Source organism: Tardiphaga sp. vice304 (assembly GCF_007018905.1).
Lineage (GTDB): Bacteria > Pseudomonadota > Alphaproteobacteria > Rhizobiales > Xanthobacteraceae > Tardiphaga.
In genome coordinates, this window is sequence record NZ_CP041402.1 from 230,300 (window position 1) to 256,482 (window position 26,183).

General features: G+C 63.8%; 28 protein-coding genes, 1 tRNA gene and 1 pseudogene. 17 read left to right on the forward strand and 13 right to left on the reverse strand.

All coding sequences use genetic code 11. The annotated features are described in order from the left end of the window. Positions 1-97 precede the first annotated feature (97 nt). Together FNL56_RS00985 and FNL56_RS00990 are read left to right on the forward strand one after the other, a co-directional pair. Positions 98-173 (forward strand) — tRNA-Ala (locus tag FNL56_RS00985). Between the two features lie 166 nt (positions 174-339). Continuing rightward, entirely contained in the window at positions 340-576 is a 237-nt protein-coding gene (locus FNL56_RS00990; RefSeq protein ID WP_143571232.1) for a GIY-YIG nuclease family protein, read from the forward strand. A gap of 15 nt (positions 577-591) precedes the next feature. Here FNL56_RS00990 and FNL56_RS00995 read toward each other — a convergent pair whose 3' ends face one another. Further along, positions 592-1,050, reverse strand: coding sequence for a MarR family winged helix-turn-helix transcriptional regulator (locus FNL56_RS00995; protein WP_143571233.1), 459 nt, complete (start codon positions 1,048-1,050; stop codon positions 592-594). A 161-nt stretch (positions 1,051-1,211) separates the two neighbouring features. Here FNL56_RS00995 and FNL56_RS01000 point away from each other — a divergent pair, with 161 nt between their 5' ends. From FNL56_RS01000 to FNL56_RS01035, 8 genes are all read left to right on the forward strand, one after another. Further along, on the forward strand, positions 1,212-1,637 hold the full coding sequence (locus FNL56_RS01000) for an organic hydroperoxide resistance protein (protein WP_143571234.1): 426 nt from the start codon (positions 1,212-1,214) through the stop codon (positions 1,635-1,637). Positions 1,638-1,804: 167 nt separating this feature from the next. Beyond that, positions 1,805-3,013 (forward strand): CaiB/BaiF CoA transferase family protein, encoded by a 1,209-nt coding sequence (locus FNL56_RS01005; protein WP_143571235.1) that lies wholly within the window; start codon positions 1,805-1,807, stop codon positions 3,011-3,013. 176 nt (positions 3,014-3,189) lie between these two features. Next, a complete protein-coding gene (gene ugpB, locus FNL56_RS01010) occupies positions 3,190-4,500 on the forward strand; it encodes a sn-glycerol-3-phosphate ABC transporter substrate-binding protein UgpB (protein WP_143571236.1) in 1,311 nt (436 codons plus the stop codon). 103 nt (positions 4,501-4,603) lie between these two features. After that, the gene (gene ugpA / locus FNL56_RS01015) at positions 4,604-5,485 is read left to right on the forward strand and encodes a sn-glycerol-3-phosphate ABC transporter permease UgpA (protein WP_143571237.1); all 882 of its coding nucleotides are present in this window, start codon (positions 4,604-4,606) and stop codon (positions 5,483-5,485) included. Further along, positions 5,485-6,333, forward strand: coding sequence for a sn-glycerol-3-phosphate ABC transporter permease UgpE (gene ugpE / locus FNL56_RS01020; RefSeq protein WP_143571238.1), 849 nt, complete (start codon positions 5,485-5,487; stop codon positions 6,331-6,333). Before ugpA ends, ugpE begins: the two co-directional genes overlap by 1 nt. 7 nt (positions 6,334-6,340) lie before the next feature. Then, positions 6,341-7,435, forward strand: a complete 1,095-nt coding sequence (locus FNL56_RS01025; protein ID WP_143571239.1) for a sn-glycerol-3-phosphate import ATP-binding protein UgpC — start codon at positions 6,341-6,343, stop codon at positions 7,433-7,435. 162 nt (positions 7,436-7,597) lie between these two features. Continuing rightward, positions 7,598-8,023, forward strand: coding sequence for an Hsp20 family protein (locus FNL56_RS01030; RefSeq protein WP_143571240.1), 426 nt, complete (start codon positions 7,598-7,600; stop codon positions 8,021-8,023). A gap of 51 nt (positions 8,024-8,074) precedes the next feature. Next, complete coding sequence (locus tag FNL56_RS01035) at positions 8,075-8,338, forward strand: DUF1150 family protein (RefSeq protein WP_143571241.1); 264 nt, start codon at positions 8,075-8,077, stop codon at positions 8,336-8,338. 88 nt (positions 8,339-8,426) lie between these two features. On the opposite strand, the gene ptsN is transcribed toward FNL56_RS01035, so the two are convergent. The 8 genes from ptsN to FNL56_RS01075 form a co-directional block, all read right to left on the reverse strand. Continuing rightward, entirely contained in the window at positions 8,427-8,888 is a 462-nt protein-coding gene (gene ptsN, locus FNL56_RS01040) for a PTS IIA-like nitrogen regulatory protein PtsN (protein WP_143571242.1), read from the reverse strand. Between the two features lie 223 nt (positions 8,889-9,111). Then, positions 9,112-9,720, reverse strand: a complete 609-nt coding sequence (gene hpf, locus FNL56_RS01045) for a ribosome hibernation-promoting factor, HPF/YfiA family (RefSeq protein ID WP_143571243.1) — start codon at positions 9,718-9,720, stop codon at positions 9,112-9,114. A gap of 62 nt (positions 9,721-9,782) precedes the next feature. Further along, positions 9,783-11,450 carry an RNA polymerase factor sigma-54 gene (gene rpoN / locus FNL56_RS01050; protein ID WP_143571244.1) on the reverse strand — a complete coding sequence of 556 codons (1,668 nt, stop codon included), beginning with the start codon at positions 11,448-11,450 and terminating at the stop codon, positions 9,783-9,785. 90 nt (positions 11,451-11,540) lie between these two features. After that, positions 11,541-12,521, reverse strand: coding sequence for an LPS export ABC transporter ATP-binding protein (gene lptB, locus FNL56_RS01055; protein WP_143571245.1), 981 nt, complete (start codon positions 12,519-12,521; stop codon positions 11,541-11,543). A 191-nt stretch (positions 12,522-12,712) separates the two neighbouring features. Then, positions 12,713-13,360 carry an LptA/OstA family protein gene (locus tag FNL56_RS01060; protein WP_168203055.1) on the reverse strand — a complete coding sequence of 216 codons (648 nt, stop codon included), beginning with the start codon at positions 13,358-13,360 and terminating at the stop codon, positions 12,713-12,715. Positions 13,361-13,371: 11 nt separating this feature from the next. Beyond that, positions 13,372-14,118, reverse strand: a complete 747-nt coding sequence (lptC, locus tag FNL56_RS01065; protein ID WP_143571247.1) for an LPS export ABC transporter periplasmic protein LptC — start codon at positions 14,116-14,118, stop codon at positions 13,372-13,374. Between the two features lie 143 nt (positions 14,119-14,261). Next, entirely contained in the window at positions 14,262-14,876 is a 615-nt protein-coding gene (locus FNL56_RS01070) for a ribonuclease D (RefSeq protein ID WP_143571248.1), read from the reverse strand. Positions 14,877-14,982: 106 nt separating this feature from the next. Then, a complete protein-coding gene (locus FNL56_RS01075) occupies positions 14,983-16,146 on the reverse strand; it encodes a mandelate racemase/muconate lactonizing enzyme family protein (protein WP_143571249.1) in 1,164 nt (387 codons plus the stop codon). Positions 16,147-16,238: 92 nt separating this feature from the next. Here FNL56_RS01075 and FNL56_RS01080 point away from each other — a divergent pair, with 92 nt between their 5' ends. Together FNL56_RS01080 and FNL56_RS01085 are read left to right on the forward strand one after the other, a co-directional pair. Beyond that, entirely contained in the window at positions 16,239-17,129 is an 891-nt protein-coding gene (locus tag FNL56_RS01080) for a LysR family transcriptional regulator (protein WP_143571250.1), read from the forward strand. A gap of 54 nt (positions 17,130-17,183) precedes the next feature. Further along, complete coding sequence (locus FNL56_RS01085) at positions 17,184-17,387, forward strand: hypothetical protein (RefSeq protein ID WP_143571251.1); 204 nt, start codon at positions 17,184-17,186, stop codon at positions 17,385-17,387. A gap of 26 nt (positions 17,388-17,413) precedes the next feature. Here FNL56_RS01085 and FNL56_RS01090 read toward each other — a convergent pair whose 3' ends face one another. Continuing rightward, positions 17,414-18,310, reverse strand: coding sequence for a LysR family transcriptional regulator (locus FNL56_RS01090; RefSeq protein WP_143571252.1), 897 nt, complete (start codon positions 18,308-18,310; stop codon positions 17,414-17,416). Between the two features lie 118 nt (positions 18,311-18,428). Between FNL56_RS01090 and FNL56_RS01095 the strand changes: the two genes are divergently transcribed. Both FNL56_RS01095 and FNL56_RS01100 read left to right on the forward strand, forming a co-directional pair. Next, a complete protein-coding gene (locus tag FNL56_RS01095) occupies positions 18,429-19,364 on the forward strand; it encodes a ring-cleaving dioxygenase (RefSeq protein ID WP_143571253.1) in 936 nt (311 codons plus the stop codon). Beyond that, positions 19,361-19,696, forward strand: a pseudogene (locus FNL56_RS01100) (alpha/beta hydrolase); the annotation flags it as partial. The gene FNL56_RS01095 and the pseudogene FNL56_RS01100, both read left to right, overlap by 4 nt. Before the next feature lie 74 nt (positions 19,697-19,770). On the opposite strand, the gene paoC reads toward FNL56_RS01100, so the two are convergent. From paoC to paoA, 3 genes are read right to left on the reverse strand one after another with little or no spacing between them, the layout of a single operon-like run. Then, positions 19,771-21,978, reverse strand: a complete 2,208-nt coding sequence (paoC, locus tag FNL56_RS01105) for an aldehyde oxidoreductase molybdenum-binding subunit PaoC (protein WP_143571254.1) — start codon at positions 21,976-21,978, stop codon at positions 19,771-19,773. 3 nt (positions 21,979-21,981) lie between these two features. Then, a complete protein-coding gene (locus FNL56_RS01110; RefSeq protein WP_143571255.1) occupies positions 21,982-22,932 on the reverse strand; it encodes an FAD binding domain-containing protein in 951 nt (316 codons plus the stop codon). Beyond that, complete coding sequence (gene paoA, locus FNL56_RS01115) at positions 22,929-23,573, reverse strand: aldehyde dehydrogenase iron-sulfur subunit PaoA (protein WP_143571256.1); 645 nt, start codon at positions 23,571-23,573, stop codon at positions 22,929-22,931. The genes FNL56_RS01110 and paoA overlap by 4 nt, the downstream gene beginning before the upstream one ends. A 563-nt stretch (positions 23,574-24,136) precedes the next feature. On the opposite strand from paoA, the gene FNL56_RS01120 reads away from it, so the two are divergent. From FNL56_RS01120 to FNL56_RS01130, 3 genes are read left to right on the forward strand one after another with little or no spacing between them, the layout of a single operon-like run. Then, the gene (locus FNL56_RS01120) at positions 24,137-24,775 is read left to right on the forward strand and encodes a PepSY-associated TM helix domain-containing protein (RefSeq protein ID WP_143581724.1); all 639 of its coding nucleotides are present in this window, start codon (positions 24,137-24,139) and stop codon (positions 24,773-24,775) included. 9 nt (positions 24,776-24,784) lie between these two features. Further along, positions 24,785-25,297, forward strand: coding sequence for a DUF2271 domain-containing protein (locus tag FNL56_RS01125; protein ID WP_143571258.1), 513 nt, complete (start codon positions 24,785-24,787; stop codon positions 25,295-25,297). A 53-nt stretch (positions 25,298-25,350) separates the two neighbouring features. Next, positions 25,351-26,160, forward strand: a complete 810-nt coding sequence (locus FNL56_RS01130; RefSeq protein WP_143571259.1) for a DUF4198 domain-containing protein — start codon at positions 25,351-25,353, stop codon at positions 26,158-26,160. Positions 26,161-26,183 lie beyond the last annotated feature (23 nt).

A 26,183-nucleotide genomic window follows, 5' to 3' on the forward strand; every position in this document is an offset into this window, starting at 1 on the left:
TTGAGATGCACCGCGCGCTAACGACCAGTCAGCGCGCGGTTCGTACGGCCCCGGAAATCGATTTGAGTTTTTCGGATAGGTCGGACTACCAGGTTAAGGGGCCATAGCTCAGCTGGGAGAGCGCTTGCATGGCATGCAAGAGGTCGGCGGTTCGATCCCGCCTGGCTCCACCATCCTTCGCTCGCTTCGCGAGCTTCGGCTCGGCAAGCCACGCCAGACTATCGGGGCGAAGCGAGCGAAGGATGTCACGCCGTAGCCCGAAGGGCGTAGGCGGACCGCCGATGCTCAACTAAATTTTACTCAGCTTGTAACGGTCGCTCATCATGGATCCGCAAGGCCATGAAATATGTCTACATCCTTGAAAGCCTTGATACCGAACATTTCTACATCGGCATCGCCGATGATCTCCGCGCGCGGCTTGTGAAACATAACGCAGGCGAAGTGACACACACGTCGAAATATCGACCGTGGCGAATCAAAACCTACATTGCCTTCAGCGATGAAAAGCAGGCCTTCGCTTTCGAAAGATATTTGAAGTCTGGCTCCGGCCGGGCCTTCGCGAAAAAACGCCTCTAACGCCTGAGCCGCGCCCTACTCCCCCAGCGCCGCATTCAGCCTGTCCCGCAGCGCGACCAGCTCATTCTTCATCGATACCAGCTCATCCACCGAACACGCCGAGGCCGCCAGCACGCCGTGCGGCACCGCTCTCGCCTTTTCGCGCAGATCATGCCCCCGCGGCGTCAGCGCGATCAGCATCTGGCGCTCGTCCGCAGCACTGCGGGTGCGGCGAATCAACCCGGCCACTTCGAGGCGCTTCAACAGCGGCGTCAGCGTGCCCGAATCGAGAAACAGTCGCTCGCCGATCGCTTTCACCGGAACGTCGTCGCGCTCCCACAGCACCAGCATCACCAGATATTGCGGATAGGTCAGGCCAAGCCTGTCCAGCAACGGCTTGTAGATCCGATTGAAGGCATGCGCGGTGGAGTACACCGCGAAGCAGATCTGGTTCTCGAGCTTGAGCGGCGAATACGCCGCATGCTTCCGTGGCATCGCACACCTTTCGGACCTGACCGGTCGGTCAGGATGCCATGTGGGGCCTTCCGGCCTCACAATCAATTGAGCGCAATCGAATTGTCCGACCCTCATTTTTTATTGTGCACAATCTAATTGGACGCCATATAGACGACATCGCTTCACGCAGGAGAGCAGTCATGTCCGTCAACGTCCTCTACAAGACCAGTGCCAAGGCTACCGGCGGCCGCGACGGCCATGCCGCGACCCTCGACGGCACGCTCGACGTCAAGCTCACCACCCCGAAGGAGCTCGGCGGTGCGGGTGGCGAGGGCAACAATCCGGAGCAGCTGTTCGCGGCGGGTTACGCGGCCTGCTTCATCGGTGCGATGAAATTCGTGGCGTCGCAGGGCGGCCCGAAGGTGCCGTCCGATGTTGCGGTGACGGCAACGGTGGGAATCGGCCCGCGCTCGGAAGGCGGTTTCGGACTCGACGTCGAACTCGCGGTGTCGCTGCCGGGCCTGGCCCGGGACGAGGCCGAAACGCTGGTGGAGAAGGCGCACCAGATCTGTCCGTATTCCAATGCGACCCGCGGCAATATCGACGTCCGCTCGGCGATCGTCTGATCGAACGCCGATGCCCGCCTGCCAGCCTGTGGCGGGCGGGCATCGGCCAGCCACGCTGGCTGCCTCGGGACAACACCCGAAATCGCATGGCGGCCAGCGTTTGCGAAGACGCGGTTTGGATGGTTTATGGGTCGCACGACCAACAACAAAAGCATCAGAAACGCCTCATGATCCCCAATATTGCTCCCGGCGCCATCGCCGGACTGCGCGTGATCGACCTGTCGCGCGTGCTCGGTGGCCCCTACTGCACGCAGATCCTCGCCGACCACGGCGCCGACGTCGTCAAGGTCGAGCCGCCCGCCGGCGACGAAACCCGCGACTGGGGACCTCCCTTCCATGAGGACGACGCCGCCTATTTCATCGGCGCGAATCGCAACAAGCGCTCGATCGGCCTCGACCTCGCCTCGGAAGCCGGCCGCGTCGTGTTGATGCGGATGCTCGAAGACGCCGACGTGATGATCGAGAACTTCAAGCCGGGCACGCTCGACAAATGGGGCATCGGCAATGATGTGCTGCGCGCAAAATTTCCGAAACTGATCCATTGCCGGATTTCCGGCTTCGGCGGCGACGGCCCGCATGGCGGCCATCCCGGCTATGACGCCGTGATCCAGTCGATGGTCGGCCTGATGGCCGCCACCGGCACGGCGGACAGCGGCCCGACCCGGATTGGCGTCGCCCTCGTCGATATGTCGACCGGGCTGTATGCCTGCGTCGGCATTCTGATGGCGCTGGCGGAGCGCGCCAGATCCGGCCTTGGCCAGTTCGTGGAAGCGACTTTGTACGAAACGGGTCTCGCGATCATGCACCCGCACACCGCCAACTACTTCATGAATGGCGGCAAGCCGCCGGCGCGCACCGGGAACGAGCATCCCAACCTGTATCCCTATGCCGTGTTCGCGGCGCGCGATGGCGACATCTTCGTCGGCGTCGGCAATGACGCGACCTATCGCAAGCTGTGCAAGGAGCTCGGCAAGCCCGAGCTTGGCACCGACACGCGCTTTGCCCGCAACCGCGACCGCGTCGTCAACCGCGACGAATTGCGCGCCGAGCTGGAAGCGATCCTCACGCAGGAAGACGGCGAACCGCTATGCCGCCGCCTGCTCGCCGCCGGCCTGCCCGCAGGCCCGGTGCAGTCGATCGACAAGGCGCTCGCCAACCCACACACGATTGCGCGCGGCGATATCATCGAGAAGGACTGGTACAAGGGCGTCGCTTCACCGGTGCGCTTCGACCGCACCCCAGCAAGCCTGCGCCACGTCCCGCCGAAGTTCAGCGAGCATGCCACCGAGGTGCTCGAGGAGTTCGGCTATTCGGCGGAAGAGATCGGCGATCTCGTCGCCCGGGGCACGGTCAGCGGCCCGGAGCGCAAGCGCTAGCGCTAGCGCTAGCAGCAAGGTCAGGGATGCGGTCCCATCCCGGACCTCACTAAACTTCCAGCTGCCATGATCCGCGCTTTCGCGCGGGCGTCGGCTCGACTATACCGTCATCCCAATGTCATCCCGCGCTGTTACCGGCGCAGCAACGATGATGACGGCCACCGGGAGACCTTGGAATGAACCGACCACTGCGCCTTGCCACCCTGCTCGCCTCGACCCTCGTGCTCGCGTCGCCGGCCTATGCGGTGACCGAGATCCAGTGGTGGCACGCGATGACCGGCGGCAACAACGACATCGTCAACAAGCTCGCGGCCGACTTCAACGCCAGCCAGTCCGACTACAAGGTGGTCACGACCTTCAAGGGCGCCTATCCCGACACGATGAACGCCGGCATCGCTGCGTTCCGTGCCGGCACCGCACCGCACATCCTGCAGGTCTTCGAGGTCGGCACCGCAACCATGATGAGCGCCAAGGGCGCCGTCAAGCCGGTGTACCAGTTGATGAAGGACGCGGGCGAGCCGTTCGACGCCAACAATTATCTACCCGCCATCACCGGCTATTACTCGACCTCCAAGGGCGAGATGCTGTCGTTCCCGTTCAACTCGTCCTCGATGGTGATGTGGGTCAATCTCGACGCGCTGAAGAAGGCGAACATCGCGGAAATCCCGAAGACCTGGCCGGAAGTTTTCGAGGACGCCAAGAAGCTCAAGGCCGCCGGCTATGCGACCTGCGGCTTTTCCAATGCTTGGGCGACGTGGGCGCACATCGAACAGTTCTCCGCGTGGCACAACGTGCCGATCGGCACCAAGGCCAACGGGCTGGACGGCTTCGATACCGAGCTCAAGTTCAACGCGCCGCTCCAGGTCAAGCATCTGCAGACGCTGATCGAACTGCAGAAGGACAAGACCTACGATTATTCCGGCCGCGCCAATGCCAGCGAGAGCCGGTTCGGCTCCGGCGAGTGCCCGCTATTCCTGACATCGTCGGGCTATTATGCGACCGCCAAGGGCACCGCGAAGTTCGCCTTCACCTCGGCGCCGATGCCGTATTACCCGGACGTGGCCGGCGCGCCGCAGAACTCGATCATTGGCGGCGCCTCGCTGTGGGTGATGGGCGGCAAGAAGCCGGACGAATACAAGGGCATCGCCAAGTTTTTCACGTTCCTGTCCGACACCGACCGCCAGGCCAAACTGCACCAGGAATCCGGCTACCTGCCGATCACCAAGGCAGCGTACGAAAAGACCAAGGCCGACGGTTTTTATGAAAAGAATCCGATCCTGCAGACGCCGTTGAAGGAGCTCACCAACAAGGAGCCGACCGAAAACTCGCGCGGCCTGCGCTTCGGCAACATGGTGCAGCTACGCGACATCTGGGCGGAGGAGATGGAATCCGCTTTGGGCGGGCAGAAGACTGCGCAGCAGGCGCTCGACACCGCGGTCTCGCGCGGCAACGCGATGTTGCGAACGTTCGAGAAGACGGTGAAGTAACATGATCGTCGTAGCGCATCATGGCGAGGCACGGCAGACATGTTCCCTCCCCCTTGCGGGGGAGGGGGCAGAACGCCCCTGCCGTGAGGCGCGATAACAAGCGATGGAAAAGTCCGCCGTCTTCAAAGGCAGGTTGCTGCCCTATCTGCTGCTGGTGCCGCAGCTGGTCATCACGGCTGTTTTTTTCTACTGGCCCGCGCTGCAGGCCGTCTGGCAATCCTTCCTGCGCGAGGACGCCTTCGGCCTGAACTCGGAATTCATCGGGTTAGAGAACTATCAGGCGCTGTTCACGCAGCCTGAATACTACAAGGCGATGTTGACGACGCTGGTGTTCTCGTCGCTGGTGGCCGGGCTGTCGCTGGCGATCGCTTTGCTGTTCGCGACCCAGGCCGACAAGAATCTGAAGGCAGCGCCCGCATTCAAGATGCTGATGCTGTGGCCCTACGCGGTGGCGCCGGCGGTGGCCGGCGTGCTGTGGCTGTTCATCTTCCATCCCACGCTCGGCACCATGGCGCGGCCGCTGCGCCTGATGGGCTTCAACTGGAATCCGCTACTCAACGGCAACCATGCGATGACGCTGGTCGTGATGGCCGCCGTGTGGAAGCAGATCGCCTATAACTTCCTGTTCTTCCTTGCAGGGTTGCAATCGATCCCGCGCAGCGTGCTGGAGGCCGGCGCCATCGATGGCGCCGGGCCGCTGCGGCGGTTCTGGACCATCACCTTCCCGCTGCTGTCGCCGACCACGTTCTTCCTGCTGGTGGTGAACGTCGTCTACGTGTTCTTCGACACATTCGGCATCATCGACGCCGTGACGGGCGGCGGCCCGGCCGGCTCGACGACGACGATGGTCTACAAGGTCTATGCCGACGGCCGGCTCGGCGGCGATCTCGGCAGTTCGGCGGCGCAATCCGTCGTGCTGATGGTCATCGTGATCGCGCTGACGGCGATCCAGTTCCGCTATGTCGAGCGCAAGGTGCAGTACTGATGGTCGAGCACCGCCGCTGGAACGACATTCTGGCCTACGCGATCCTGATCTTCGGCGTGTTCATCGTCGTGTTTCCGGTCTATGTCGCAATCATCGCCTCGACCCATGATGCGGCCACGGTGGTCAACGGCAACATGCCGATGCTGCCGGGCGGACACGGCCTGGAGAATTACTACCGCGCGATTTTTGTCGGCGGCGCGCGCGCGAGCCGCGAGCCGGTCGGACAGATGCTGCTGAATTCCTTCATCTCGGCGGCGGGCATCGCGATCGGCAAGATCTTCATTTCGGTATTGTCGGCCTATGCGGTGGTTTATTTCCGCTTTCCGTTCCGCCAGACGGCGTTCTGGATCATCTTCGTCACCCTGATGCTGCCGGTCGAGGTGCGCATCTATCCGACCTACAAGGTGATCGCCGATCTGCATATGCTGGACACCTATGCGGGGCTGATCCTGCCGCTCATCGCGTCCGCCACCGGCACGTTGCTGTTCCGGCAGTTCTTCATGACGATTCCCGACGAATTGCTGGAGGCGTCGCGGATCGATGGCGCGGGGCCGTTCCGGTTCTTCAAGGATACGCTGCTGCCGCTGTCGGTGACCACGATGGCGGCCCTGTTCGTGATCCAGTTCATCTATGGCTGGAATCAATATTTGTGGCCGCTGCTGATCACCACGCAGGAATCCATGCAGACCATCGTCACCGGCATCAAGAAGATGCTGACGACCACCGACGAACTTGCCGAATGGCAGCTCGCGATGGCCACGGCGGTGCTGGCGATGCTGCCGCCGGTCGCGGTGGTTGTGTTCATGCAGCGCCTGTTCGTGCGCGGCCTGGTCGAGACCGAGAAGTAGGAATTTCATGTCGAACGTCTCGCTGCGCCATGTGCGCAAGACCTATCCCGGCGGCTTCGAGGCCATCAAGGGCGTCAATTTCGAAATCGCTGACGGGCAGTTCTGTGTGCTGGTCGGCCCCTCCGGCTGCGGCAAGTCGACCTTGCTGCGCATGGTGGCGGGGCTGGAAACCATTACCTCAGGCGAGATCGACATCGGCGGCCGCGTCGTCAACGAGGTCGAGCCGGCGGATCGCGACATCGCGATGGTGTTCCAGAACTACGCACTGTATCCGCATATGAGCGTCTACAACAACATGGCCTACGGCCTGCGCAATCGCGGCATGAAGGAGCCCGAGATCGACGCCCGCGTCCGCGAGGCCGCGAAGATTCTCGAAATCGGCGCCATGCTCGATCGCAAGCCGCGGCAACTCTCCGGCGGCCAGCGCCAGCGCGTCGCGATGGGCCGCGCCATCGTGCGGCAGCCAAAAGTGTTTCTGTTCGACGAGCCGCTGTCCAATCTCGACGCCAAGCTGCGCGTGGCGATGCGGGTCGAGATCCGCAAATTGCAGCGCCGGTTGAAGACCACCTCGATCTACGTCACCCACGACCAGCTCGAGGCGATGACGCTGGCCGATATCCTGGTGGTGATGAATGGCGGCGAGGTCGAGCAGATCGGCAATCCGCTGGAAATCTACCGCAAGCCCGCCACCACCTTCGTCGCCTCCTTCATCGGCGCGCCGCCGATGAACCTGATCCCGATGCGATCAGGCGAGATCGGCCTTCAATTCGCCGGCGACAGCCGTAGCCAGGCCGAAACCGGCATTCTCGGCGTCCGGCCCGAGGACCTGACGATCTCCCCCGACGCGGTCGCCACCGGCGGCATCGCGCTGGACCTGACCGTGGAAGCCATCGAGCGGGTCGGCCCGGAAACCTTCGTCTACGGTGCCCGCGACGGCGCGCACGGCATCAGCACCACGCCGGGCGAATTGCCGGCGGGCGAAGTCATCGTCCGCGTGCCCGGCCAGATTGCGCCCGCCGTGGGCGAGCGAATCCGGGCCATCGCGCCCCGCGACAAATTGCATCTGTTCAGCGCCGACGGCCGCAGCCGGATCGATACCTGACCGAAATCAACGCGCGACCAAGCAGACCGGGCGATTCCGGGGTTCTTGAACCCGGCGGTACTATGCCCATATTGGACGCATCGGCAGGCACTCAGCCTGTCGGTGAAGAGGGCGCCGTCAGGGCCCTGATACCCAAAGTCGCTTCGAGAGGGCTTTGTATCTATGTCTCGTGTTCCTTCGTTATCCAGTCCGTTCCTGTTGGGCTTCGACGAGATCGAGCGTGCGCTCGACCGCGTTGTCAAAGGCGCCGACGGCTATCCTCCGTACAATATCGAGCGGTGCGACCGTAACAGCGGTCAGCCCGAACGCCTGCGCATCACGCTGGCGGTGGCGGGGTTCACCCGCGATCAACTCGATGTCACCACCGAGGAAAACCAGCTCGTCATTCGGGGTCGCCAGCAGGACGACAAGTCCCGGCAGTACATCCACCGCGGTATTGCGGCACGCCACTTCCAGCGCACCTTCGTGCTGGCGGAGGGGATGCAGGTATTGGGAGCGGATCTGAAGAACGGGTTGTTGTCGATCGACCTCACCAGGCCGGAGCCTGAAAGGGTCGTTAAGACAATCGCTATCAATGAGCACGAATAATGGAACTAGTAGCGGACTCGACCGCTTGGTCAACCGTAAGGAGTCGAGACCATGAGTGAAGTGAATATTGTTGACGTCGCGGATGTCTCCGCCGAAACGCTGGCTCATCTGGGCGATGGGCTGATCGCCTATGTGAAGCAGATCCGCTCCGAGGACGTGCCGGGCCTGTTTCCGCAGGCGCCGCATATTGCGCCCGGATTGAAGCTGTTCGCCCTGCACGCCGCCGATGGCACGCCGATCATGCTGACCGACAGCAGGGAAGCCGCGATTGCCAATGCGTGGAGCCAGGAATTGCAGGCCGTCAGCGTTCACTAACGCGACGACCGCCTGAGGTGTTGAAGTACGCGGGCAGCATCCCGCGTATTTTGCTGTCCGAATGGCCGGCCTGCCGCAGTCCCGAGAGTCAGGCGGCCGTCGCCGGCGGCAGCGCCAGTACCGAGTAGATCGCCTGGGCATCGCGCGAGGCGCGCAGCTTCTTGGCGACGTCCTGATCACGCAGCAGCCGGGCTATTCGCGCCAGCGCCTTCAGATGATCGGCGCCGGCGCCTTCCGGGGCGAGCAGCAGGAACACGAGATCGACCGGCTGACCATCCATCGCCTCGAAATCGATCGGGCGCTCCAGCCGCGCAAACATGCCGAACAATTTGTTCAGCGTCGGCAGCTTGCCGTGCGGAATGGCGACGCCGTAGCCGACGGCAGTGGTGCCGAGCTTTTCACGCTGCAGCAGCACCTCGAAGATGGCACGCTCGGTTTGGCCGGTCAGCACCGCGGCGCGCGCGGATAATTCCTGCAGCGCCTGCTTCTTGCTGTTGACCTTCAACGCCGAGAGAATCGCCTCGGGCGCCACCAGATCGGTAATCGTCATGGATCGTTCCGAGGATGTTGACCGTCAGCAGGTGAAACAGGGGTAGACCGGCAGCGTCAGAAAATGGAAGGGACGTCCTGTGTCAGAGACCGCCAAGCGCGTGCGCCCAGAAGTATCCTAGCACCGGAATGCCCCATGCGAAATGCTTCGATAGGCGGGTTTCTAATCCCGGCCTATCGAAGGCGGCGGACCATAGGTTCGGTCTAACGGGCCGTCAATGCCGTCAGGAGGTCTGAACCACCGGCGGGTCAACCCAACCCACATTGCCGTCGGCGCGACGATACACGATGTTCACGCGCCCGCTCGAGCCATGCAGGAACACCACGACGGCGGCGCCGGTGAAGTCCAGTTCCATCACCGCCTCGCTGACCGAAAACCGCTTCAGCGAGGTTGTGGCTTCGGCGATGATCACCGGATCGTAACCGGTCTCGTCGTGCTCGTCTTCCCCGGCGGGCGCCTCGATGACGTAGCTCGGCGCGTGCAAGGTCGGCGTCGTCAGTTCGGCGATGGCGACAGCTTCGGCATGCGTCTTGCGGGCCGAGCGATCCTTCAGCCGGCTCTTGTAGCGGCGCAGGCGCTTCTCGATCTGCAGCAACGCCTGGTCGGCGCTGGCATAGGCATCTGCGGCATTCGAATCGGCCTCGAGCGTAATTCCGGAATCCAGATGCAACGCGCAATCGGTACGAAAGCCGAAGCCGTCCTTGCTCAGTGTGATGTGGCCGGAATAATTGCCATCGAAATACTTTCGCAGCACTTCGTCGGTTCGCTCATGAACCCGGCCACGCAAGGCGTCGCCGACACTGATGCTTTTTCCCGAGATGCGGAGGGTCATGTTGATGCCTCGATTCGACGTGAGTACGACTGAGACAGTATGCCGATTTCGCGCGAGTGCAATCAAGCTGGTGCGGTGTCGCGGGAACGGTCGGAAGAGGAGGAGGCAGGCGCCGTCAGGGCATTTCCCAGCATGCTTTGCTTGTCGCGCCGGCGTTGCACCGATGAAGGGATCCGCATCGCCTCGCGGTATTTCGCCACAGTGCGGCGCGCAATATCGATGCCCACCTCACGCAGCCGCTCCACGATGGTATCATCCGACAGGATGACCGATGGGCTTTCATTATCGATCAATTGCTTGATGTGATGCCGCACGGCTTCCGCCGAATGCGCTTCGCCGCCGTCGGCGGAGGCGATCGAGGCGGTGAAGAAATATTTCAATTCAAAACTGCCACGATTGGTCGCCATATATTTATTGGCGGTAACGCGCGACACCGTCGATTCGTGCATCTGGATCGCGTCGGCCACCGCTTTCAGATTCAGCGGCCGCAGATGCGCCACGCCCTGCGTGAAGAAACCATCCTGCTGGCGGACGATTTCGGTCGCGACTTTCAGAATGGTGCGGGCGCGCTGGTCGAGCGCGCGCACCAGCCATGTGGCGTTCTGCAGGCAATCGGTGAAGTATGACTTGTCGCCGTCCTTGCGGATCGTCTTCGACAGTTCGGAATAATACACCTGGTTGACCAGCACGCGCGGCAGCGTGTCGCTGTTAAGCTCGACATGCCAGCCGCCGTCGGGGCCGGGCCGCACATAGACATCGGGCACCACGGTCTGGGTCCGCGCCGAGCCGTATTTGAGGCCGGGCTTCGGATCGAGCCTCCGGATCTCGCCGATCATGTCGGCCAGATCCGCGTCGTCGACGCCGCAGATCTTGCGCAGGCTGGCGATGTCCCGCTTGGCCAGCAGATCCAGATGCTCGACCAGCGCCTGCATCGCGGGATCATAGCGGTCCTGTTCGCGCAACTGGATGGCGAGGCACTCGCTCAGGCTCCGCGCGCAAACGCCGGGCGGATCGAATTTCTGCAGCACGCCGATCACGGTCTCGACATCAGCTGCCGACGCGCCGAGCCGCTCGCCGACGTCACCGAGGTCCGGCGGCAGGTAACCGGCCTCATCAACCAGATCGATCAGATATTGCCCGATCATGCGCAGCTGCGGCGACGTGAAGGCGACCGCCAGTTGCTCGGCGAGATGGCTGCCCAGCGTCACTTCGGCCGCGACAAAGGCTTCCAGGTTGTAGCTGTCGTCGGAAGAGGCGCCGCCGCCCCATTCGGTATAGGAAGTCGGTGCGGAATCCTGCGCATTGCGGGCCGCGGCTTCCGACGGCTCCTCCGAAAACACGTTCTCGAGGCCGGTGTCGAGGGTCTGCTCGATCTCGGCGCGGCTGCCGAGTTCCCTGTTCATCCACTCGTCGGGCGCGGGAGCATCGAAGCCGTCGCTGATGCCGCGGTCGGAAAAATCTGAGGAATCGCCTGAGCCTTCCTGGCCGGAAAAGCTGTCGTCGCGAGCGTGGTCGGTAAATTCGGCGCGCTCGGGCCCGGCCTCGCCGGCGATCGCGGGCTCGCTGCCATCGCTCGCGCGCTCCAGCAGCGGATTGCGCTCCAGTTCATCCTCGACAAAGGTCGAGAGGTCGAGGTTAGAGAGCTGCAGCAGCTTGATCGCCTGCATCAGCTGCGGCGTCATCACCAGCGACTGGGATTGACGAAACTCTAGTCTCTGCGTCAGCGCCATGGCGGCAAAAACCGATCCAAAAGTTGGTCCGTTTCTTGCTTATCCCTTTTGCGGGACGATGTACACGGCTTGACGAATTGTAATTTAGGACTAGAGGCGGAATTCCTCGCCGAGATACAGGCGGCGGACATCCGGATTGGCCACGATCTCCTCGGGAGATCCCTCGGTCAGGATCTCACCAGCATAGACGATGTAGGCGCGATCTGTCAGCCCCAATGTCTCGCGGACGTTGTGGTCGGTGATGAGTACACCGATACCCCGGTTGGTGAGATGGCGCACCAGATCCTGGATGTCGCCCACGGCGATCGGGTCGATGCCGGCGAACGGTTCGTCGAGCAGCATGTAATTCGGCCGGGTCGCCAGCGCGCGCGCGATCTCGACGCGGCGACGCTCGCCGCCGGACAATGCGATCGACGGCGATTTTCGCAGTTTCTGCACGTTGAATTCGTCGAGCAGGGCGTCGAGTTCGTATTCGCGCTTCTTCTTGCTGGGCTCGATCACCTCGAGCACCGCGCGGATGTTCTGCTCGACCGTAAGCCCCCGGAAAATCGAGGCTTCCTGCGGCAGATAGCCGATGCCGAGCCGGGCGCGCTGGTACATCGGCAGCCGGGTGACGTCGTGGCCGTCGAGCTCGATGGCGCCACGGTCGGGCTTGATCAGACCGGTGATCATGTAGAACACCGTGGTCTTGCCGGCGCCGTTGGGGCCGAGCAGGCCGACCGCCTCGCCGCGCCGCACATAGATGCTGACGCCGCGCACCACCTGGCGAGAGCCGAAGCTCTTTTCCACGCTGTGCACGGCAAGATAACCGGCATGGGTGGCCATCTGCGGCGCGGTCGCCTTGCGGCGGGCCTGTTTTTCGGCGCGCCGGGGGGGCTGTGCAGGCGCTTCCTGCCGGGGCGTAACGGCAACCGGGGCGGCCGATCGCGGCAGCTCGGGCGCCTCACGGACCGGCGCCAACAGCTCTCCCATCTCACCGGACAGCGCCGTGATGTCCGGCTCCGCGCGCGCGAAGCCTTTCGGGCCGCGCTTGGGGGCGCGCCGGCGGAACATGCCGAGGACATCAACCATGTGCGTTTCGCTCAGCCTGGATTGCCGCCCGCGCCAAACCCGCGGCCTGCTGGATGTGCCGGATCAATAGCATGAAGATGTCAATAATCCCTGCCCGGCCCAATGCCGGGATACCCGTCGCTACGGTACAACAATGGCGATAACGGGTTGTGCGATGCAGTTCAACCAAGGCGGGGCCGGCGGCGGAATCGTCACTTCGGCTTGGCGCCGCCCGGGGCCGGCGGGGTGGATGGCGACGATTGAAACAGGCCCTGCACGCGTCCGGTGTCGGATTCCACCCGTGACGTGCCCGTTGTCATGTCCACGACAAGGCGGTCGCCGCGCAGCACGTTCTTGCCCTGTGTCAGCACAACGCCGCCCAGCATGGTGACGAGGTTGGTCTTGGTGTCGAATACCGCGGTCTCGCCGGTGACGACCTGGTCCTTCTGGGTGACGACGACGCTGCCGCGCGCCTCGAGCCGCCGGATCGACGAACTGCCGCCCGGGCCGGGCTGCGCCGCCTTGATCGGCGCTTTCGCTCCCTTTGCAGCGGGGGCGCCGGGCGCCGGCGTCGCCGCGCCGCCGCCGTCATAGAACACCACCAGGCTCTTCGACTTCATCGTGGTGTCGCCCTGCACCACCTTCACATCGCCGGTGAAGGTGGCTTCCTTCTTCTTGTCGCGCATTTCCAGCGAGGCGGCCTCGATCTGGATCGGCTGGTCGCGGTTCTGCGAAAAACCCTGCATGGCATTGGGCACGCCCTGCACCGCGCTCTGCGCCAGCGCGGCGCCGGCACCGGCCAGCACCACGACCACGGCGCAGGCCGCAGCAACACGGTCAGGAAGACTGAAGCGGGACATCATCATCGATTTCATTTCGCGTTGGCGCGCTTGTCTTTGGAGGCCTTGGCCTTGGCAGGGGCCGGCGCGGGCACGGCGTCCGGCTCAGGCGCAGCCTCCGGTACAGCGGGCGGCTGGTCCATCACCAGATTCATCACCACACCGCCCTCGAAGCGCACCAACTCGCCATTCTCGGTAATCCGCAACCGCTTGCCGACCAGCGTCCCGTTCAGCAATTTCACATCGACCGGCTCGTCGGACGTCACCGTCCCCGCCGCGATGTCGATCACGGCCTGGCTGAGACGGGCTTCGTAGCCGGTCGAGGTCTGCATGAAAATGTCTTTGTACAGCTTGAGCAACTGGGTCTTGGAATTGAAGAAGCCGGTGCGGGCGTCCATCGTCATGGTCGACTTGTCTTCCATCAGCACCTTGGCGCGCAGCACATTGAGCTCGACATTGTCGGGGTCGGTGAGGTCCTGCGTGGCGGTCTTGGCCCATAATTCATAGGGCCGACCGTCCGGCGAGAAGCCGGCCAGATGCGGCGTTTCCATCGTGATCTTGGTGCCGGACACGACCAGGTTGCTCATGTCGACCGGCAGCCGCGACAGGATCATCCGGAACGGGTTGAAGATCGAAATACCGACGATCATGGCCATCGACAGCACGACGGCTGCCGGCACGGCGACGCGCAGCAGCCGCACAAGCCTGGAATGGCGTGCAGCGGCCCTGAACCGGACGTCCATTCCGGCTTGATAGGTCGGGATCTGAACCGAATTCACCGCTGCTCCAACGCGCCGGCCTGGCAGGCGCATTCTACGCCCAAATGCGCCGAAATGCAGCCCTCACCAGAACGAGTACTATGACCGAAACGGGGCGAAGCCCGTCGCTTGCTGCGTCGAGAGGTCACTGCCGCCGGTTTCGATCAGGAATGCGCGAAGATATCCTGTTCGGACCAGCCCGACAGGTCGAGTTTCGACCGCGTCGGCAGGAAGTCGAAGCAGGCCTGCGCCAGTTCGGTACGCCCCTCGCGCGCCAGCATGACGTTAAGCCGCTCGCGCAGGGCATGCAGATGCAGCACGTCGGAAGCGGCATAGGACAATTGCGCATCGCTGAGCTTGGACTGGCCCCAGTCGCTGGACTGCTGCTGCTTCGACAGATCGACATTCAGCACTTCTCGGACCAGATCCTTGAGGCCGTGGCGGTCGGTATAGGTGCGGCACAGCCGCGAGGCGATCTTGGTGCAATAGACCGGAGACGGCATCACGCCGAGGCCGTTATAGAGTGCGGCGAGATCGAAGCGGGCGAAATGGAAGATCTTGGTCACCGTGGGATCGCCGAGCAGCTTCTTCAGGTTCGGCGCGTCGGTGTGCCCGACCGGGATCTGCACCACGTCGGCGCTGCCGTCGCCGGGCGACAGCTGCACCACGCAAAGCCGGTCGCGGTGCGGATTGAGCCCCATGGTCTCGGTGTCGATCGCCACCGAATCGGTATAGCGGCTCAAATCCGGCAGATCGCCGCGGTGCAGGCGGATGGTCATGGGGTTGGCAACCTCTTCGTAGCCACGATTCGTGGGTTTCAAAGGAGGTTTAGCGCCGATTGTCCGGGGTGACGAGAGCCGCTTTGCATCTCGCCACCCTCCTACATTACTCCGCCAGTTCCCGCATCACCTTGATCAGGTCCGACTTGCCCTCGAAGCCGATGCCCGGCAGTTCGGGCATGGTGATGTGGCCGTCGATCACCTTGACGCTGTCCGGAAAGCCGCCATAGGGCTGGAACAGGTCGGGATAGCTCTCGTTGCCGCCAAGGCCCAGGCCGGCCGCAATGTTGAGCGACATCTGGTGGCCGCCATGCGGAATGCAGCGCGTCGGCGACCAGCCGAACTGTTCGAGCACGTCGAGCGTGCGCAGATATTCCACCAGGCCATAGGACAGCGCGCAGTCGAACTGCAGCCAGTCGCGGTCCGGGCGCATGCCGCCGTAGCGCAGCAGGTTGCGGGCGTCCTGGTGCGAGAACAGATTCTCGCCGGTCGCCATCGGGCCGGGATAGAATTCGCTCAGCGATGCCTGTAGCGCATAATCAAGGGGGTCGCCGACTTCCTCGTACCAGAACAGCGGATAGTCGCGCAGCATCTTGGCATAAGCGATCGCGGTCTCCAGATCGAGCCGGCCGTTCGCGTCGACCGCGAGCCGCGCCTCAGAACCGATTTCCTTCAGCACCGCCTCGATGCGGCGGCGGTCTTCGTCGATCGGCGCCCCGCCGATCTTCATTTTGACGACATTGTAACCGCGGTTGAGATAGCTGCGCATCTCCGCCTGCAGCGCCGAGTCGTCCTTGCCCGGATAGTAATAGCCGCCGGCGGCATAGACGAACACGCGCGGATCGGCCTCGCGGCCCTTGCTCTCGGCCAGCATGCGAAACAGCGGCTTGCCGGCGATTTTTGCGGTCGCGTCCCAGATCGCCATGTCCAGCGTGCCGACCGCCACCGATCGCTCGCCATGGCCGCCCGGCTTCTCATTCGACATCATCGCGGCCCAGATCCGGTGCGGATCGAGATTGTCGCCGGCGGCGTTGATGAGGCTCTTCGGATCGGCCTCGAGGATGCGGTTCTGGAAGCGCTCGCGGATCAACCCGCCCTGACCGTAGCGGCCGTTGGAATTGAAGCCGTAGCCGACCACGCGGCGGCCGTCCCTGATCACGTCGGTGACGACGGCGACCAGGCTGGTCGTCATCTTCGAGAAGTCGATATAGGCATTGCGAATCGGCGAGGCGATCGGCTGGGTGATTTCGCGGACGTCGACGATCTGCATGATGTTCTCCTGAAGTTGCCCTACTCCTACGGCTGGACGCAGCCAAGCGCCAATGCCATGATCGAGGCTTGTCATGCACGATCGGCATAAGCATGGAACTGGCGTGGCTGGACGACTTCATCGAGCTATCCGAGCGGCTGAATTTTTCCCGCGCGGCAGAGGCGCGCCACGTCACCCAGCCGGCGTTCAGCCGCCGCATCCAGGCGCTGGAATCATGGATCGGCACGCCGTTGTTCGCCCGCTCCACGCATGGCGTGACGCTGACGGCGGCAGGTTTGCATCTGCGCTCGCGGGCCGATGCGATGGCGCGCGACATCCGGCAATTGCGCTCGGAAGCGCTCGACGTCGCCGGCCGCGAGACCGCGGCGCTGTCGTTTACCGCGACCCACGCGCTGTCCTTCACCTTCTTTCCGAAATGGATTCGCGAGCAGGAACGCGCCGCGCCGCTCGGCACGCTGAATCTGATCTCCGACTCAATGGCGGCCTGCGAGCAGATCATGCAACGCGGCCGCGCCCAGTTCCTGCTCTGCCACGCGCATCGCAACAGCCCGAACCGGCTCGACGCCGACGGCTTTGACAGCGCGGTGGTCGGCCATGACGTGCTGATCCCGCTGGCCGCACCGGCTCCGGACGGCGGCGCGCTGTGGTCACTCGACGAGGCCACGAAAGCGCCGATCCCATATCTCGCCTATAGCGCCGAATCCGGCCTTGGCCGCATCGTCGCCGCCCACAAGGCGAGGAAGCGGCGCGCGCTCGACAACGTGTTTACCTCGCAGCTGGCGGCGACGCTGCATTCGCTCGCGCTGGCGCGACGCGGCATTGCGTGGCTGCCGCAATCGCTCGCGCAGGACGACATCGATCACGGCCGGCTGGTCGCCGCCGGCGGCCGGGCCTCGCGCATCGCGGTGGAGATCCGGCTGTACCGTCCGCACGCCCATCAGGGCCGCGCCGCGGAGGCGCTGTGGGCGCGGCTGAAAGTTTGACTTGAGTTGCAGCGTTCAGCGGCGCTATGCCGACGTTCACGCCGATGGTGATCCATGTCCGACCCCGCCGATGCCACCGAGATCAAGCCGCCACGCTGCGCCATGTGCCGTGGCCGCATGGTGCTGAAGAAGCGCGAGCCGCAGCCGAACGGCACGGAGAAACAAACCTTCGCCTGCCCGAAATGCGAACACGTCAAGGTGAAGCAGACCGAGGATCCGCTCAACCCGACCTCGCGACAGGCGCGACGCCGGCGCTAGCCCGCCTCCGCATCACCTCGTCCGCTTCACCAGTCCTGTTGTGCAGCAAAGCGCGCCACCAGGAAATCAATGAACAGCCGTACCTTGACCGCCAAATGGCGGGTCGGCGGATAGATCGCATAGAGCGCCAGCGATGGCGCCTTGTAGTCGGCGAGAAACGCTTGCAGCCAGCCGTCACGCATCGCGCGGCCGGCGATAAAGGTCGGCAGCAACGCGATGCCCCGACCTTTGACAGCGGCATCGCACAGCACTTCGGCATTGTTGGCGCACAGATTCCAGCTCGGCTGGATCCAGTGATCGCCATCGGCGCCGGTCAGCTTCCACTGGTTGCCGGTGAGCAGGAAGCCATAAGTCAGCAGCGAATGTTTTCGCAGTTCGGCGGGCGTCGCGGGCGTGCCATGCCGGGCGAGATAGTCCGGCGCGGCGCAGATCACGCGGTCGATGCCGACGATCCGTCGCGCGATTAAACTCGACGATTCCAGGTCGGCAATGCGCAGCGTGACGTCATGGCCGCCCTGGGTCGGGTCGACCTGGTCGTCCGACAGCACCAGATGGATCTGCAGTTCGGGATATTGCGCCATGAAGTCCGCAATCGCGGGTCCGAGCTGCAGCGTCCCAAAGGACATCGGCGCGTTCACGCGCAGCAGCCCGCGCGGCGTTGACTGGGCCTGCGCCACCGCCTGGTCGGCGGCGTCGAGATCGGCCAGCACCGACAGCGCGCGTTCGAAATAGGCCTGGCCGTTCTCGGTCGGGGCGGCGTGCCGCGTGGTGCGGTTGAGCAGCTGCACGCCGAGGCTCTGCTCGAGTTCGCCGACATATTTGGAGATCGCCGAGCGCGACAGCCGCAATTGCCGCCCGGCCTCGGAGAAGCTGCCGAGCTCGACCACTTTGACGAAGGCACGGAGGCTGCTGAGTTTGTCCATGATTGTCATCCAATCATAGACAATGATGCCATGAAAGGCCGGATTGTCTTATTTCGGCGCCTGCACAATTATCCCTGCAACGGAAGGCGAGCTGCCTCTGCCGAACAGGAGAACGACCATGTCAGGTATCCATCATGTCACCGCGATCGCCGGTAACGCGTTGCGGAACTTCGACTTTTACACCCGCGCCCTGGGCCTGCGCTTCGTCAAGAAGACCGTCAATTTCGACGATCCCGGCACCTATCACTTCTATTACGGCGACGAGGCCGGAAGCCCCGGTACCATCCTCACCTTCTTCCCGTGGGAGAATGCCGCGCCCGGCCGCGGCGGCGTCGGCCAGACCCAGCAGACCGCGTTTCGCGTCCCGGCCCGTTCGCTCGGCTACTGGACCCACCGCTTCATCGAGAAGGGCATCGCGCATGAGGCGCTGGAGAAGCGTTTTGGCGAATCCGTGCTGCCGTTCACCGATCCGGACGGCATGAGCCTGGCGCTGGTCGGCGTTCCCGGCGCGGAAGACGAGGCCGGCTGGAGCAATGGCGACGTGCCGCCGGAACACGCGATCCGCGGCTTTCACGGCGTGACGCTGCTGATCGACAAGGCCGAGAAGACCAGCGCGATCCTCACCGACGTGTTCGGCTTCGAGGAAACCGGCCGCGAGGGCTCGATCATCCGGCTCAAGGCGGATGCGGTGAATGGCGGCATCGTCGACATCTACGAGGCCGGCGGCTTCCTGCCGGGACGTCAGGGCGCGGGCTCGGTGCATCACGTCGCGTTTCGCGCGGTGGATGATGCCGACCAGGCCGAGATGTCGCGCAAGCTGATCGAGACGCACGGCCAGCATCCGACCGAGCAGAAGGACCGCAACTACTTCCGCTCGGTGTACTTCCGCGAACCTGGCGGCATCCTGTTCGAGATCGCCACCGATGTCCCCGGGTTCAATGTGGACGAGCCCGTCGAATCGCTCGGCGAGCACCTGAAGCTGCCGGCCTTCCTCGAGAAGTACCGCGCGGAAATCGAGAAGGTATTGCCGTCGCTGGAAAGGGAGCGCGCATGAGCAACGAGCTGTCCCACATCCATCGCATCGCCCCGGGCAACCGGCGCGAGGCTGCACCCCTGCTGCTGTTGCACGGCACCGGCGGCGACGAGAACGATCTGCTGCCGCTCGGCCAGGCGGTCGCACCGGGAGCATCGCTGCTGTCGGTGCGCGGCAAGGTGCTGGAACACGGCATGCCGCGCTTCTTTCGCAGGCTTGCTGAGGGCGTGTTCGACGAAGACGACGTTCGCCGTCGCGCCAACGAGCTGGCGGACTTCGCGCTCAAGGCCCGCAAGCGTTACGATCTCGCGGCACCTGACGGTTGCCACGCAGTGGCTGGAGCGTCAGTCAGCACTGGCTGTGCCGTAAACGAAAAAGCTGGCGGCATGGATGTCATGCCGCCGGCTCGTTTTGAACGCGTTGCGTATCAGCCCACTGCGGGCATCTGATCGATCAGCTTGTCCAGCGTGATCGGATAATTCCGCACCCGCACGCCGGTCGCATTATGGATGGCGTTGGCCACCGCGGCGGCGACGCCGCAGATGCCGAGTTCGCCGACGCCCTTGGCTTTCATCGGCGACGACATCGGATCGGTCTCGTCGAGAAAGATCACCTCCTGATGCGGGATATCGGCATGCACGGGCACCTCATAGCCTACCAGATCATGATTGATGAACATGCCGTACCGCTTGTCGATGAAGAGTTCTTCCATCAGGGCCGCACCGACGCCCATGGTCATCGCGCCGATCACCTGGCTACGTGCGGTCTTCGGGTTGAGGATGCGGCCGGCCGCGCACACCGCGAGCATGCGGCGGACGCGAATCTCCGCCGTCGCGATATCGACGCCGACTTCAACGAAATGCGCGCCGAAGGTTGATTGCTGCTCCTTCTTGGAAAGATCGCCGTATTCGATGGAATCTTCCGCGACGATTTCGGCATCAGATGCCGCCTGTCCGAGCGGCGCGCTGCGGTTGCCAGATGACACCTTGCCGTCGCTGAACGTGGCATCGGCCGAATTGAACCCGAGTTTCTGCGCCACGGCCTGTCGCAGCTTCACGCAGGCCGCATAGACGCCGGACGTCGAGTTATTGCCGCCCCACTGCCCGCCCGATCCGGCGGACACCGGGAACGACGAATCGCCGAGCTTGACCACGACCTTGTCGAGCGTGACGCCCATCATCTCGGCGGCGGTCTGCGCAATGATCGTATAGGAGCCGGTGCCGATATCGGTCATGTCCGTCTCGACGGTGACGATGCCCTTGCCATCGAGCCGCACGCGCGCGCCGGATTTCATCAGCATATTGTTGCGGAAGGCGGCGGCAACGCCCGTGCCAATCAGCCAGCGCCCGTCACGGCGCTGTCCCGGCTCCTTGTTGCGTTCGCTCCAGCCGAATTTTTCGGCGCCGATCCTCATGCACTCGTTAAGCTGGCGCTGCGAAAACTTCCGCTCCGGCTTCTCCGGCGTCACCTGCGTATCATTGAGCGCGCGGAACGCGACCGGGTCCATGCCGATACGCTCGGCCATTTCATCCATCGCGATTTCCAGCGCCATCAGGCCCGGCGCTTCGCCCGGTGCGCGCATCGCATTACCTTCCGGCAGATCGAGCTCGGCAAGCCGCATCGCCGTCATCCGGTTCGCGCCGGCATAAAGCAGCCTCGTCTGAAACACGGCCGTTTCCGGGTCGCCGCCCGGCAGATTGCCCGACCAGCTTTCATGGGCGATCGCCGTGATCTTGCCGTCCCGCTCGGCGCCGATCCGGATGCGCTGGATGGTCGCCGGACGGTGCGTGGTATTGTTGGCGATCAACGGCCGCTGCAGCGTCAGCTTGACGGGCCGGCCGGCCGCGCGCGCGCCGAGTGCCGCGAGCACCGCATCGGAGCGCACGAACAACTTGCCGCCGAAACCACCGCCAATATAGGGCGAGATCAGGCGTACGTTCTCCTTGGGGATGCCGAGGTTCTTGGCGACGTCGCCGACGCCCCAGGCGATCATCTGGTTCGACGTCCACAGCGTCAGCCGGTCGCCGTCCCATTTCGCGGTCGACGCGTGTGGCTCCATCATCGCGTGGCTCTGATCGGGCGTCGAATAGGTCGTATCTAGTCTGACCGGCGCGGATGCAAACTCGCCTGCGAAATCGCCGAACGACGAGTCCGGTGCCTCTTCACCTTCGCCCTTCGGCTTGGTGGCGCCGGCCTTGCCGGCGGCAAGATCGTAGGAGCCTTTTTCCTGGCTGTAGCTGACCTTGACCAGCTGCGCCGCGGCGCGGGCCTGCTCGAAGGTCTCGGCGACCACAACGGCGACCGCCTGATGATAATGCTCGATGGCCGGGCCGCCGAGCAGCGTCGCAACGTTCATCTTACCCTTGCCGAGCTTGCCGGCGTTCTCGGCCGTGACAATGGCCAGAACCCCCGGCGCGGCCTTGGCCCGGGCGATATCCATCGAAATGATCTTGCCCTTGGCGATGGCCGATCCGACGACATAGCCATAGGCCGCGTTGGGTACGTCGTCGTGCCGCTCATAGGCATAAGGCGCCGTGCCGGTGGTCTTCAGCGGACCGTCGATACGGTCAGCGGGATGTCCGATCACCTTGAGCTGGTCGATCGGGTTGGTCGTGGCGGGTGTGTCGAATTTCATGGCTCAGCCTTTCGCTTCGGCGAGGACCGACGCCAGCGTGCGTTCGACCAGCGTAAGCTTGAATGCGTTGTCGTGGGTCGGCTTGGCATCGGCCAAAAGCCGTGACGCGACAGCCTTGGCGCCCTTCGGCATGGCAGCCTCGGCGGCCTCGACACGCCACGGCTTGTGCGCCACGCCGCCGACGGCGACCCGGCCGCTGCCGTCCTTCTGCACGATGGCGCCGACCGAGATCAGCGCAAAGGCGTAGGACGCGCGGTCGCGCACCTTGCGATAGATATGCGTGCCGCCGACCGGCTTCGGCAGCATCACGGCCGTGATCAGCTCGCCCGGCTGCAGCGTCGTTTCGATATGCGGCGTGTCGCCCGGCAGGCGATGGAAGTCGGCGATCGGAATCGCACGGGTCCGGCCATCCGGCTTCACTGTCTCCACCGTCGCATCGAGGGCGCGCATGGCGATCGCCATGTCGCTCGGATGTGTCGCGATGCAGGCGTCGCTGGAACCGACCACGGCGAGTTGCCGGCTGACGCCCCCGATCGCCGAGCATCCGCTACCCGGCGTGCGCTTGTTGCACGGCAGATTGGTGTCATAAAAATACGGGCATCGCGTCCGCTGCAGCAGATTGCCGGCGGTCGTCGCCTTGTTGCGCAGCTGACCGGACGCGCCGGCGAGAAGTGCGCGCGACAGCAGGCCGTAATCGCGACGCACGCGCTCGTCCGACGCCAGCGCCGTGTTGCGCACCAATGCGCCGACGCGCAGACCGCCTTCGGGGGTCGGTTCGATCTTGTCGAAGCCGAGACCATTGACGTCGATCAGATGCGTCGGCGTTTCGATCTCGAGCTTCATCAGGTCGAGGAGATTCGTGCCCCCGGCGATGAATTTGGCGGCTTCATTGCCGGCAGAGGCCTTGGCGGCAGCCGCCGGTGACGCCGCGCGTTCGTATGTAAACGGTCTCATGCGGGCCTCCCGGACACTTCGGTCATCGCTTCGGCGATATTGGAATAGGCGCCGCAACGGCAGATGTTGCCGCTCATGCGTTCGCGCATTTCCTCGTTGGTCGCTTGCATCGGCTCCATCAGATCGGCGCTGACATGGCTGGGCTGGCCCGCCTTGATTTCGTCGAGAACCGCGACCGCCGAACAGATCTGGCCTGGCGTGCAATAGCCGCACTGGTAGCCGTCATGCTTGATGAAGGCGGCCTGCATCGGATGCAGTTTATCCGGCGTGCCGAGCCCTTCGATGGTGATGACCTTGTCGCCTTCGTGCATCACTGCGAGGCTGAGGCAGGAATTGATGCGCTGGCCGTTGACCATCACCGTGCAGGCGCCGCACTGACCGTGGTCGCAGCCCTTCTTGGTGCCGGTCAGATGCAGATGCTCGCGCAGGGCATCAAGCAGCGTGGTGCGCGTATCGACGTCGAGATTCTGAGCCGCGCCGTTGACGTTGAATGACACCTTGGACGTCGGTCCCGCCGTCGCTGCCGCCGGCGCGCTGCCCTGCGCCTGTGCGGATGACGGAGCCGCGCCTGCCGCGACCGATGCCCCGGCCACGATCAAAAGGTCCCGCCGTGAAATGGATAGGTCACCGGGTTTCTCCATGGGTAAACACCTCTGTTGACGGAAAACGGCAAGTCCGTCCGCTTTACAGGGCACTCAACGCGAAGGACCGTGGATGGTTCGAGGCCATTTCGACGCATCTGCAGCATGGCCACGAAACCCGTTTCTAAGCAGCGCGCGATACCACCTGACGGTGGCGGGGTATCCGTGTACACATTTTCGTGGGGCCTTCAGGGAGCGTGGGTCGCGGGCGATCACCCCGTTCACCGACGTGACGGCGCCCCGGCGGGTACCTGATTGTCTTCCTGCAACGGGAGGCATCCGACCGAAACGATCGAACTCGCGATGCGATCTTCACCCCATGAGCGCGCGACGCGCCGCCGCCGCGAGCCCTGTCGCCTGTCAAACAAAGCCGGCCCCGCGATTATCCAAGCCCATGGCATGTCGAATGGGACATGGTTGCGGCGTGATAACAGACGCCCGGCATTTAGAACTAACCTAAACTGTTTCCGTGGCGCAGCCTGGTCTTTACCGTTAGACATTTTTTGAAGTGGCTTGCGCTCCAGGCGTCCCGCTCACCGGAATCAATATCGCGGACTGTGTCGATGGATGGGCGGCCGAGCGCCTTCAAGAAGAAGCAGCGCGCTTTCTTTCTGAGGCAACTCTATCAGTGGCACTGGATCAGCTCCGGATTGTGCCTGATTGGAATGGTGCTGTTCGCCGTGACGGGGATCACGCTCAATCATGCCGGACAGATGGAATCGTCTCCATCGGTCGTGACGCGCGAAGGCCGGTTGCCCGCGGAGGGTCTGTACGCGCTTCGCCAGCAGCCCGCTGTCGCCAAGGCGCCGCTTCCGGCATCGGTCGCGACCTGGATCCGGCGCGACATGAGGATCAACGTGGCGGACCGCGACACCGAATGGTCGGCCAGGGAAGTCTATGTGGCGCTTCCACGGCCTGGCGGCGATGCCTGGATGAGCATCGATCGCGATGACGGCACAATCGCCTATGAGCGCACCGATCGCGGCTGGATCGCCTATCTCAACGATCTGCACAAGGGCCGCCATACCGGGGGCGTCTGGAGCTGGTTTCTCGATCTTTTCGCCGGCGCGGCGATCGTGTTTTGCCTGACCGGCCTCTTGCTGCTGCAACTGCACGCCACCAAACGCCCCGCGACATGGCCGGTGGTCGGCCTCGGCTTCGTGATCCCTGCTTTGCTGCTCGTCATCTTCATCCACCGCTAGAGGTTATCGATGCGTTTCGTCGTCACTGCCGCCATCTCGACCCTTGCCGCCGGCCCGTCCATCGCCAGCGAAGCCAGCATCAGCATCGATATCCCCCGCCTCAACGTGGTCGAGTATCACAAGCCCTACGTGGCCTTTTGGCTGGAAGGCGCCGATGGCGGCAAGGTCACCAATCTGGCGGTCTGGTACGACGTCAAGCACAAGGACAATGAGGGCAGCAAATGGCTGAAGGACATGCGGCAGTGGTGGCGGCGCACGGGCCGCGAACTGACGCTGCCCGTCGATGGCCTGAGCAGCCCGACCCGGGCGCCGGGCACGCACCGGATCGGCTTCAAGGCCGACGCCAAGCCGCTCACCGAACTGGCGCCGGGGAGCTACAGCCTGGTGGTCGAGGCGGCGCGCGAAGTCGGCGGTCGCGAACTGCTCCGCGTCCCCTTCGAATGGCCGCCGAAGGCGCCGGTGACGCTCGACGCCAAGGGCGAGAGCGAGCTTGGCGTCGTGACGCTGAAACTGGTGCCTTGATCGGCAGCCCCCTGAATCGAACATTGCAGCAACCGACGACAAGGGACATCGCCATGAACAACTATCTCAAGCTCGCTTTGCTCGCCTCCGCCATCACGCTCGGCTCCGTCGGAGCGCAAGCGCATCGGCAGTGGCTGCTGCCCTCCGCCACGGTACTGTCCGGCACCGACGCCTGGGTCACTGTGGATGGCGCGGTGTCCAACGACCTATTCTACTTCGAACACTTCCCGTTGCAGCTTGATGGCCTTTCGGTGCTCGCCCCGGACGGCAAGGCGGCCGCGGTGCAGAACCAGGCCAAGGGGCGCTACCGCAGCACGTTCGACGTCAAGCTCGACCAGCCCGGCACCTACAAGATGATGGTGCTGAACCAGGGCGTGTTCGCGAACTACAAGCTCGACGGCCAGAACAAGCGCTGGCGCGGCAAGGCCGAGCAGGTCGCGACAGAAATACCGGCCAATGCCACCGATGTGAAAATCTCCGAAACGCAGGGACGGATCGAGATCTTCGTCACGTCGGGCAAGCCATCTTCCGACACGTTCAAGCCAACCGGGGTTGGCCTCGAAATGGTGCCGGTCACCCACCCGAACAATCTGATGGCCGGCGAGAAAGCGACGTTCCGCATGGTGCTGGACGGCCAGCCCGCCGCAGGCCTGCCGATCGAGATCGTGCCGGGCGGCATCCGCTATCGCGACAAGCTGAACGACTTCAAGGCCACCACCGACGAGTCCGGCACCTTCACCGTGACCTGGCCGGGCCCCGGCATGTACTGGATGAATGCCTCCATCGAGGACAGCAAGAGCAAGATCAAGGACGCCAAGCGCCGCGCCGCCTACACCACCACGGTCGAAGTGCTGCCGCAATAAAGCGGTCGGATCTGTAGCGGTGA

Excerpts from the sequence above, each read along its gene's own strand:
- FNL56_RS01125 (WP_143571258.1), top strand. The coding sequence starts at position 24,785 with ATGCGTTTCGTCGTCACTGCCGCCATCTCGACCCTTGCCGCCGGCCCG.
- FNL56_RS01120 (WP_143581724.1), top strand. The coding sequence starts at position 24,137 with ATGGATGGGCGGCCGAGCGCCTTCAAGAAGAAGCAGCGCGCTTTCTTT.
- ptsN (WP_143571242.1), bottom strand. The coding sequence starts at position 8,888 with ATGACGATTACCGATCTGGTGGCGCCCGAGGCGATTCTCTCGGCGTTG.
- FNL56_RS01130 (WP_143571259.1), top strand. The coding sequence starts at position 25,351 with ATGAACAACTATCTCAAGCTCGCTTTGCTCGCCTCCGCCATCACGCTC.
- FNL56_RS01090 (WP_143571252.1), bottom strand. The coding sequence starts at position 18,310 with ATGGACAAACTCAGCAGCCTCCGTGCCTTCGTCAAAGTGGTCGAGCTC.
- FNL56_RS00995 (WP_143571233.1), bottom strand. The coding sequence starts at position 1,050 with ATGCCACGGAAGCATGCGGCGTATTCGCCGCTCAAGCTCGAGAACCAG.
- ugpB (WP_143571236.1), top strand. The coding sequence starts at position 3,190 with ATGAACCGACCACTGCGCCTTGCCACCCTGCTCGCCTCGACCCTCGTG.
- FNL56_RS01110 (WP_143571255.1), bottom strand. The coding sequence starts at position 22,932 with ATGAGACCGTTTACATACGAACGCGCGGCGTCACCGGCGGCTGCCGCC.
- paoA (WP_143571256.1), bottom strand. The coding sequence starts at position 23,573 with ATGGAGAAACCCGGTGACCTATCCATTTCACGGCGGGACCTTTTGATC.
- FNL56_RS01000 (WP_143571234.1), top strand. The coding sequence starts at position 1,212 with ATGTCCGTCAACGTCCTCTACAAGACCAGTGCCAAGGCTACCGGCGGC.
- paoC (WP_143571254.1), bottom strand. The coding sequence starts at position 21,978 with ATGAAATTCGACACACCCGCCACGACCAACCCGATCGACCAGCTCAAG.
- FNL56_RS01025 (WP_143571239.1), top strand. The coding sequence starts at position 6,341 with ATGTCGAACGTCTCGCTGCGCCATGTGCGCAAGACCTATCCCGGCGGC.
- FNL56_RS01075 (WP_143571249.1), bottom strand. The coding sequence starts at position 16,146 with ATGCAGATCGTCGACGTCCGCGAAATCACCCAGCCGATCGCCTCGCCG.
- FNL56_RS01070 (WP_143571248.1), bottom strand. The coding sequence starts at position 14,876 with ATGACCATCCGCCTGCACCGCGGCGATCTGCCGGATTTGAGCCGCTAT.
- FNL56_RS01005 (WP_143571235.1), top strand. The coding sequence starts at position 1,805 with ATGATCCCCAATATTGCTCCCGGCGCCATCGCCGGACTGCGCGTGATC.
- FNL56_RS01060 (WP_168203055.1), bottom strand. The coding sequence starts at position 13,360 with ATGTCCCGCTTCAGTCTTCCTGACCGTGTTGCTGCGGCCTGCGCCGTG.
- ugpE (WP_143571238.1), top strand. The coding sequence starts at position 5,485 with ATGGTCGAGCACCGCCGCTGGAACGACATTCTGGCCTACGCGATCCTG.
- hpf (WP_143571243.1), bottom strand. The coding sequence starts at position 9,720 with ATGACCCTCCGCATCTCGGGAAAAAGCATCAGTGTCGGCGACGCCTTG.
- FNL56_RS01035 (WP_143571241.1), top strand. The coding sequence starts at position 8,075 with ATGAGTGAAGTGAATATTGTTGACGTCGCGGATGTCTCCGCCGAAACG.
- ugpA (WP_143571237.1), top strand. The coding sequence starts at position 4,604 with ATGGAAAAGTCCGCCGTCTTCAAAGGCAGGTTGCTGCCCTATCTGCTG.
- lptB (WP_143571245.1), bottom strand. The coding sequence starts at position 12,521 with ATGGTTGATGTCCTCGGCATGTTCCGCCGGCGCGCCCCCAAGCGCGGC.
- FNL56_RS01080 (WP_143571250.1), top strand. The coding sequence starts at position 16,239 with ATGGAACTGGCGTGGCTGGACGACTTCATCGAGCTATCCGAGCGGCTG.
- FNL56_RS01085 (WP_143571251.1), top strand. The coding sequence starts at position 17,184 with ATGTCCGACCCCGCCGATGCCACCGAGATCAAGCCGCCACGCTGCGCC.
- FNL56_RS00990 (WP_143571232.1), top strand. The coding sequence starts at position 340 with ATGAAATATGTCTACATCCTTGAAAGCCTTGATACCGAACATTTCTAC.
- FNL56_RS01030 (WP_143571240.1), top strand. The coding sequence starts at position 7,598 with ATGTCTCGTGTTCCTTCGTTATCCAGTCCGTTCCTGTTGGGCTTCGAC.
- rpoN (WP_143571244.1), bottom strand. The coding sequence starts at position 11,450 with ATGGCGCTGACGCAGAGACTAGAGTTTCGTCAATCCCAGTCGCTGGTG.
- FNL56_RS01095 (WP_143571253.1), top strand. The coding sequence starts at position 18,429 with ATGTCAGGTATCCATCATGTCACCGCGATCGCCGGTAACGCGTTGCGG.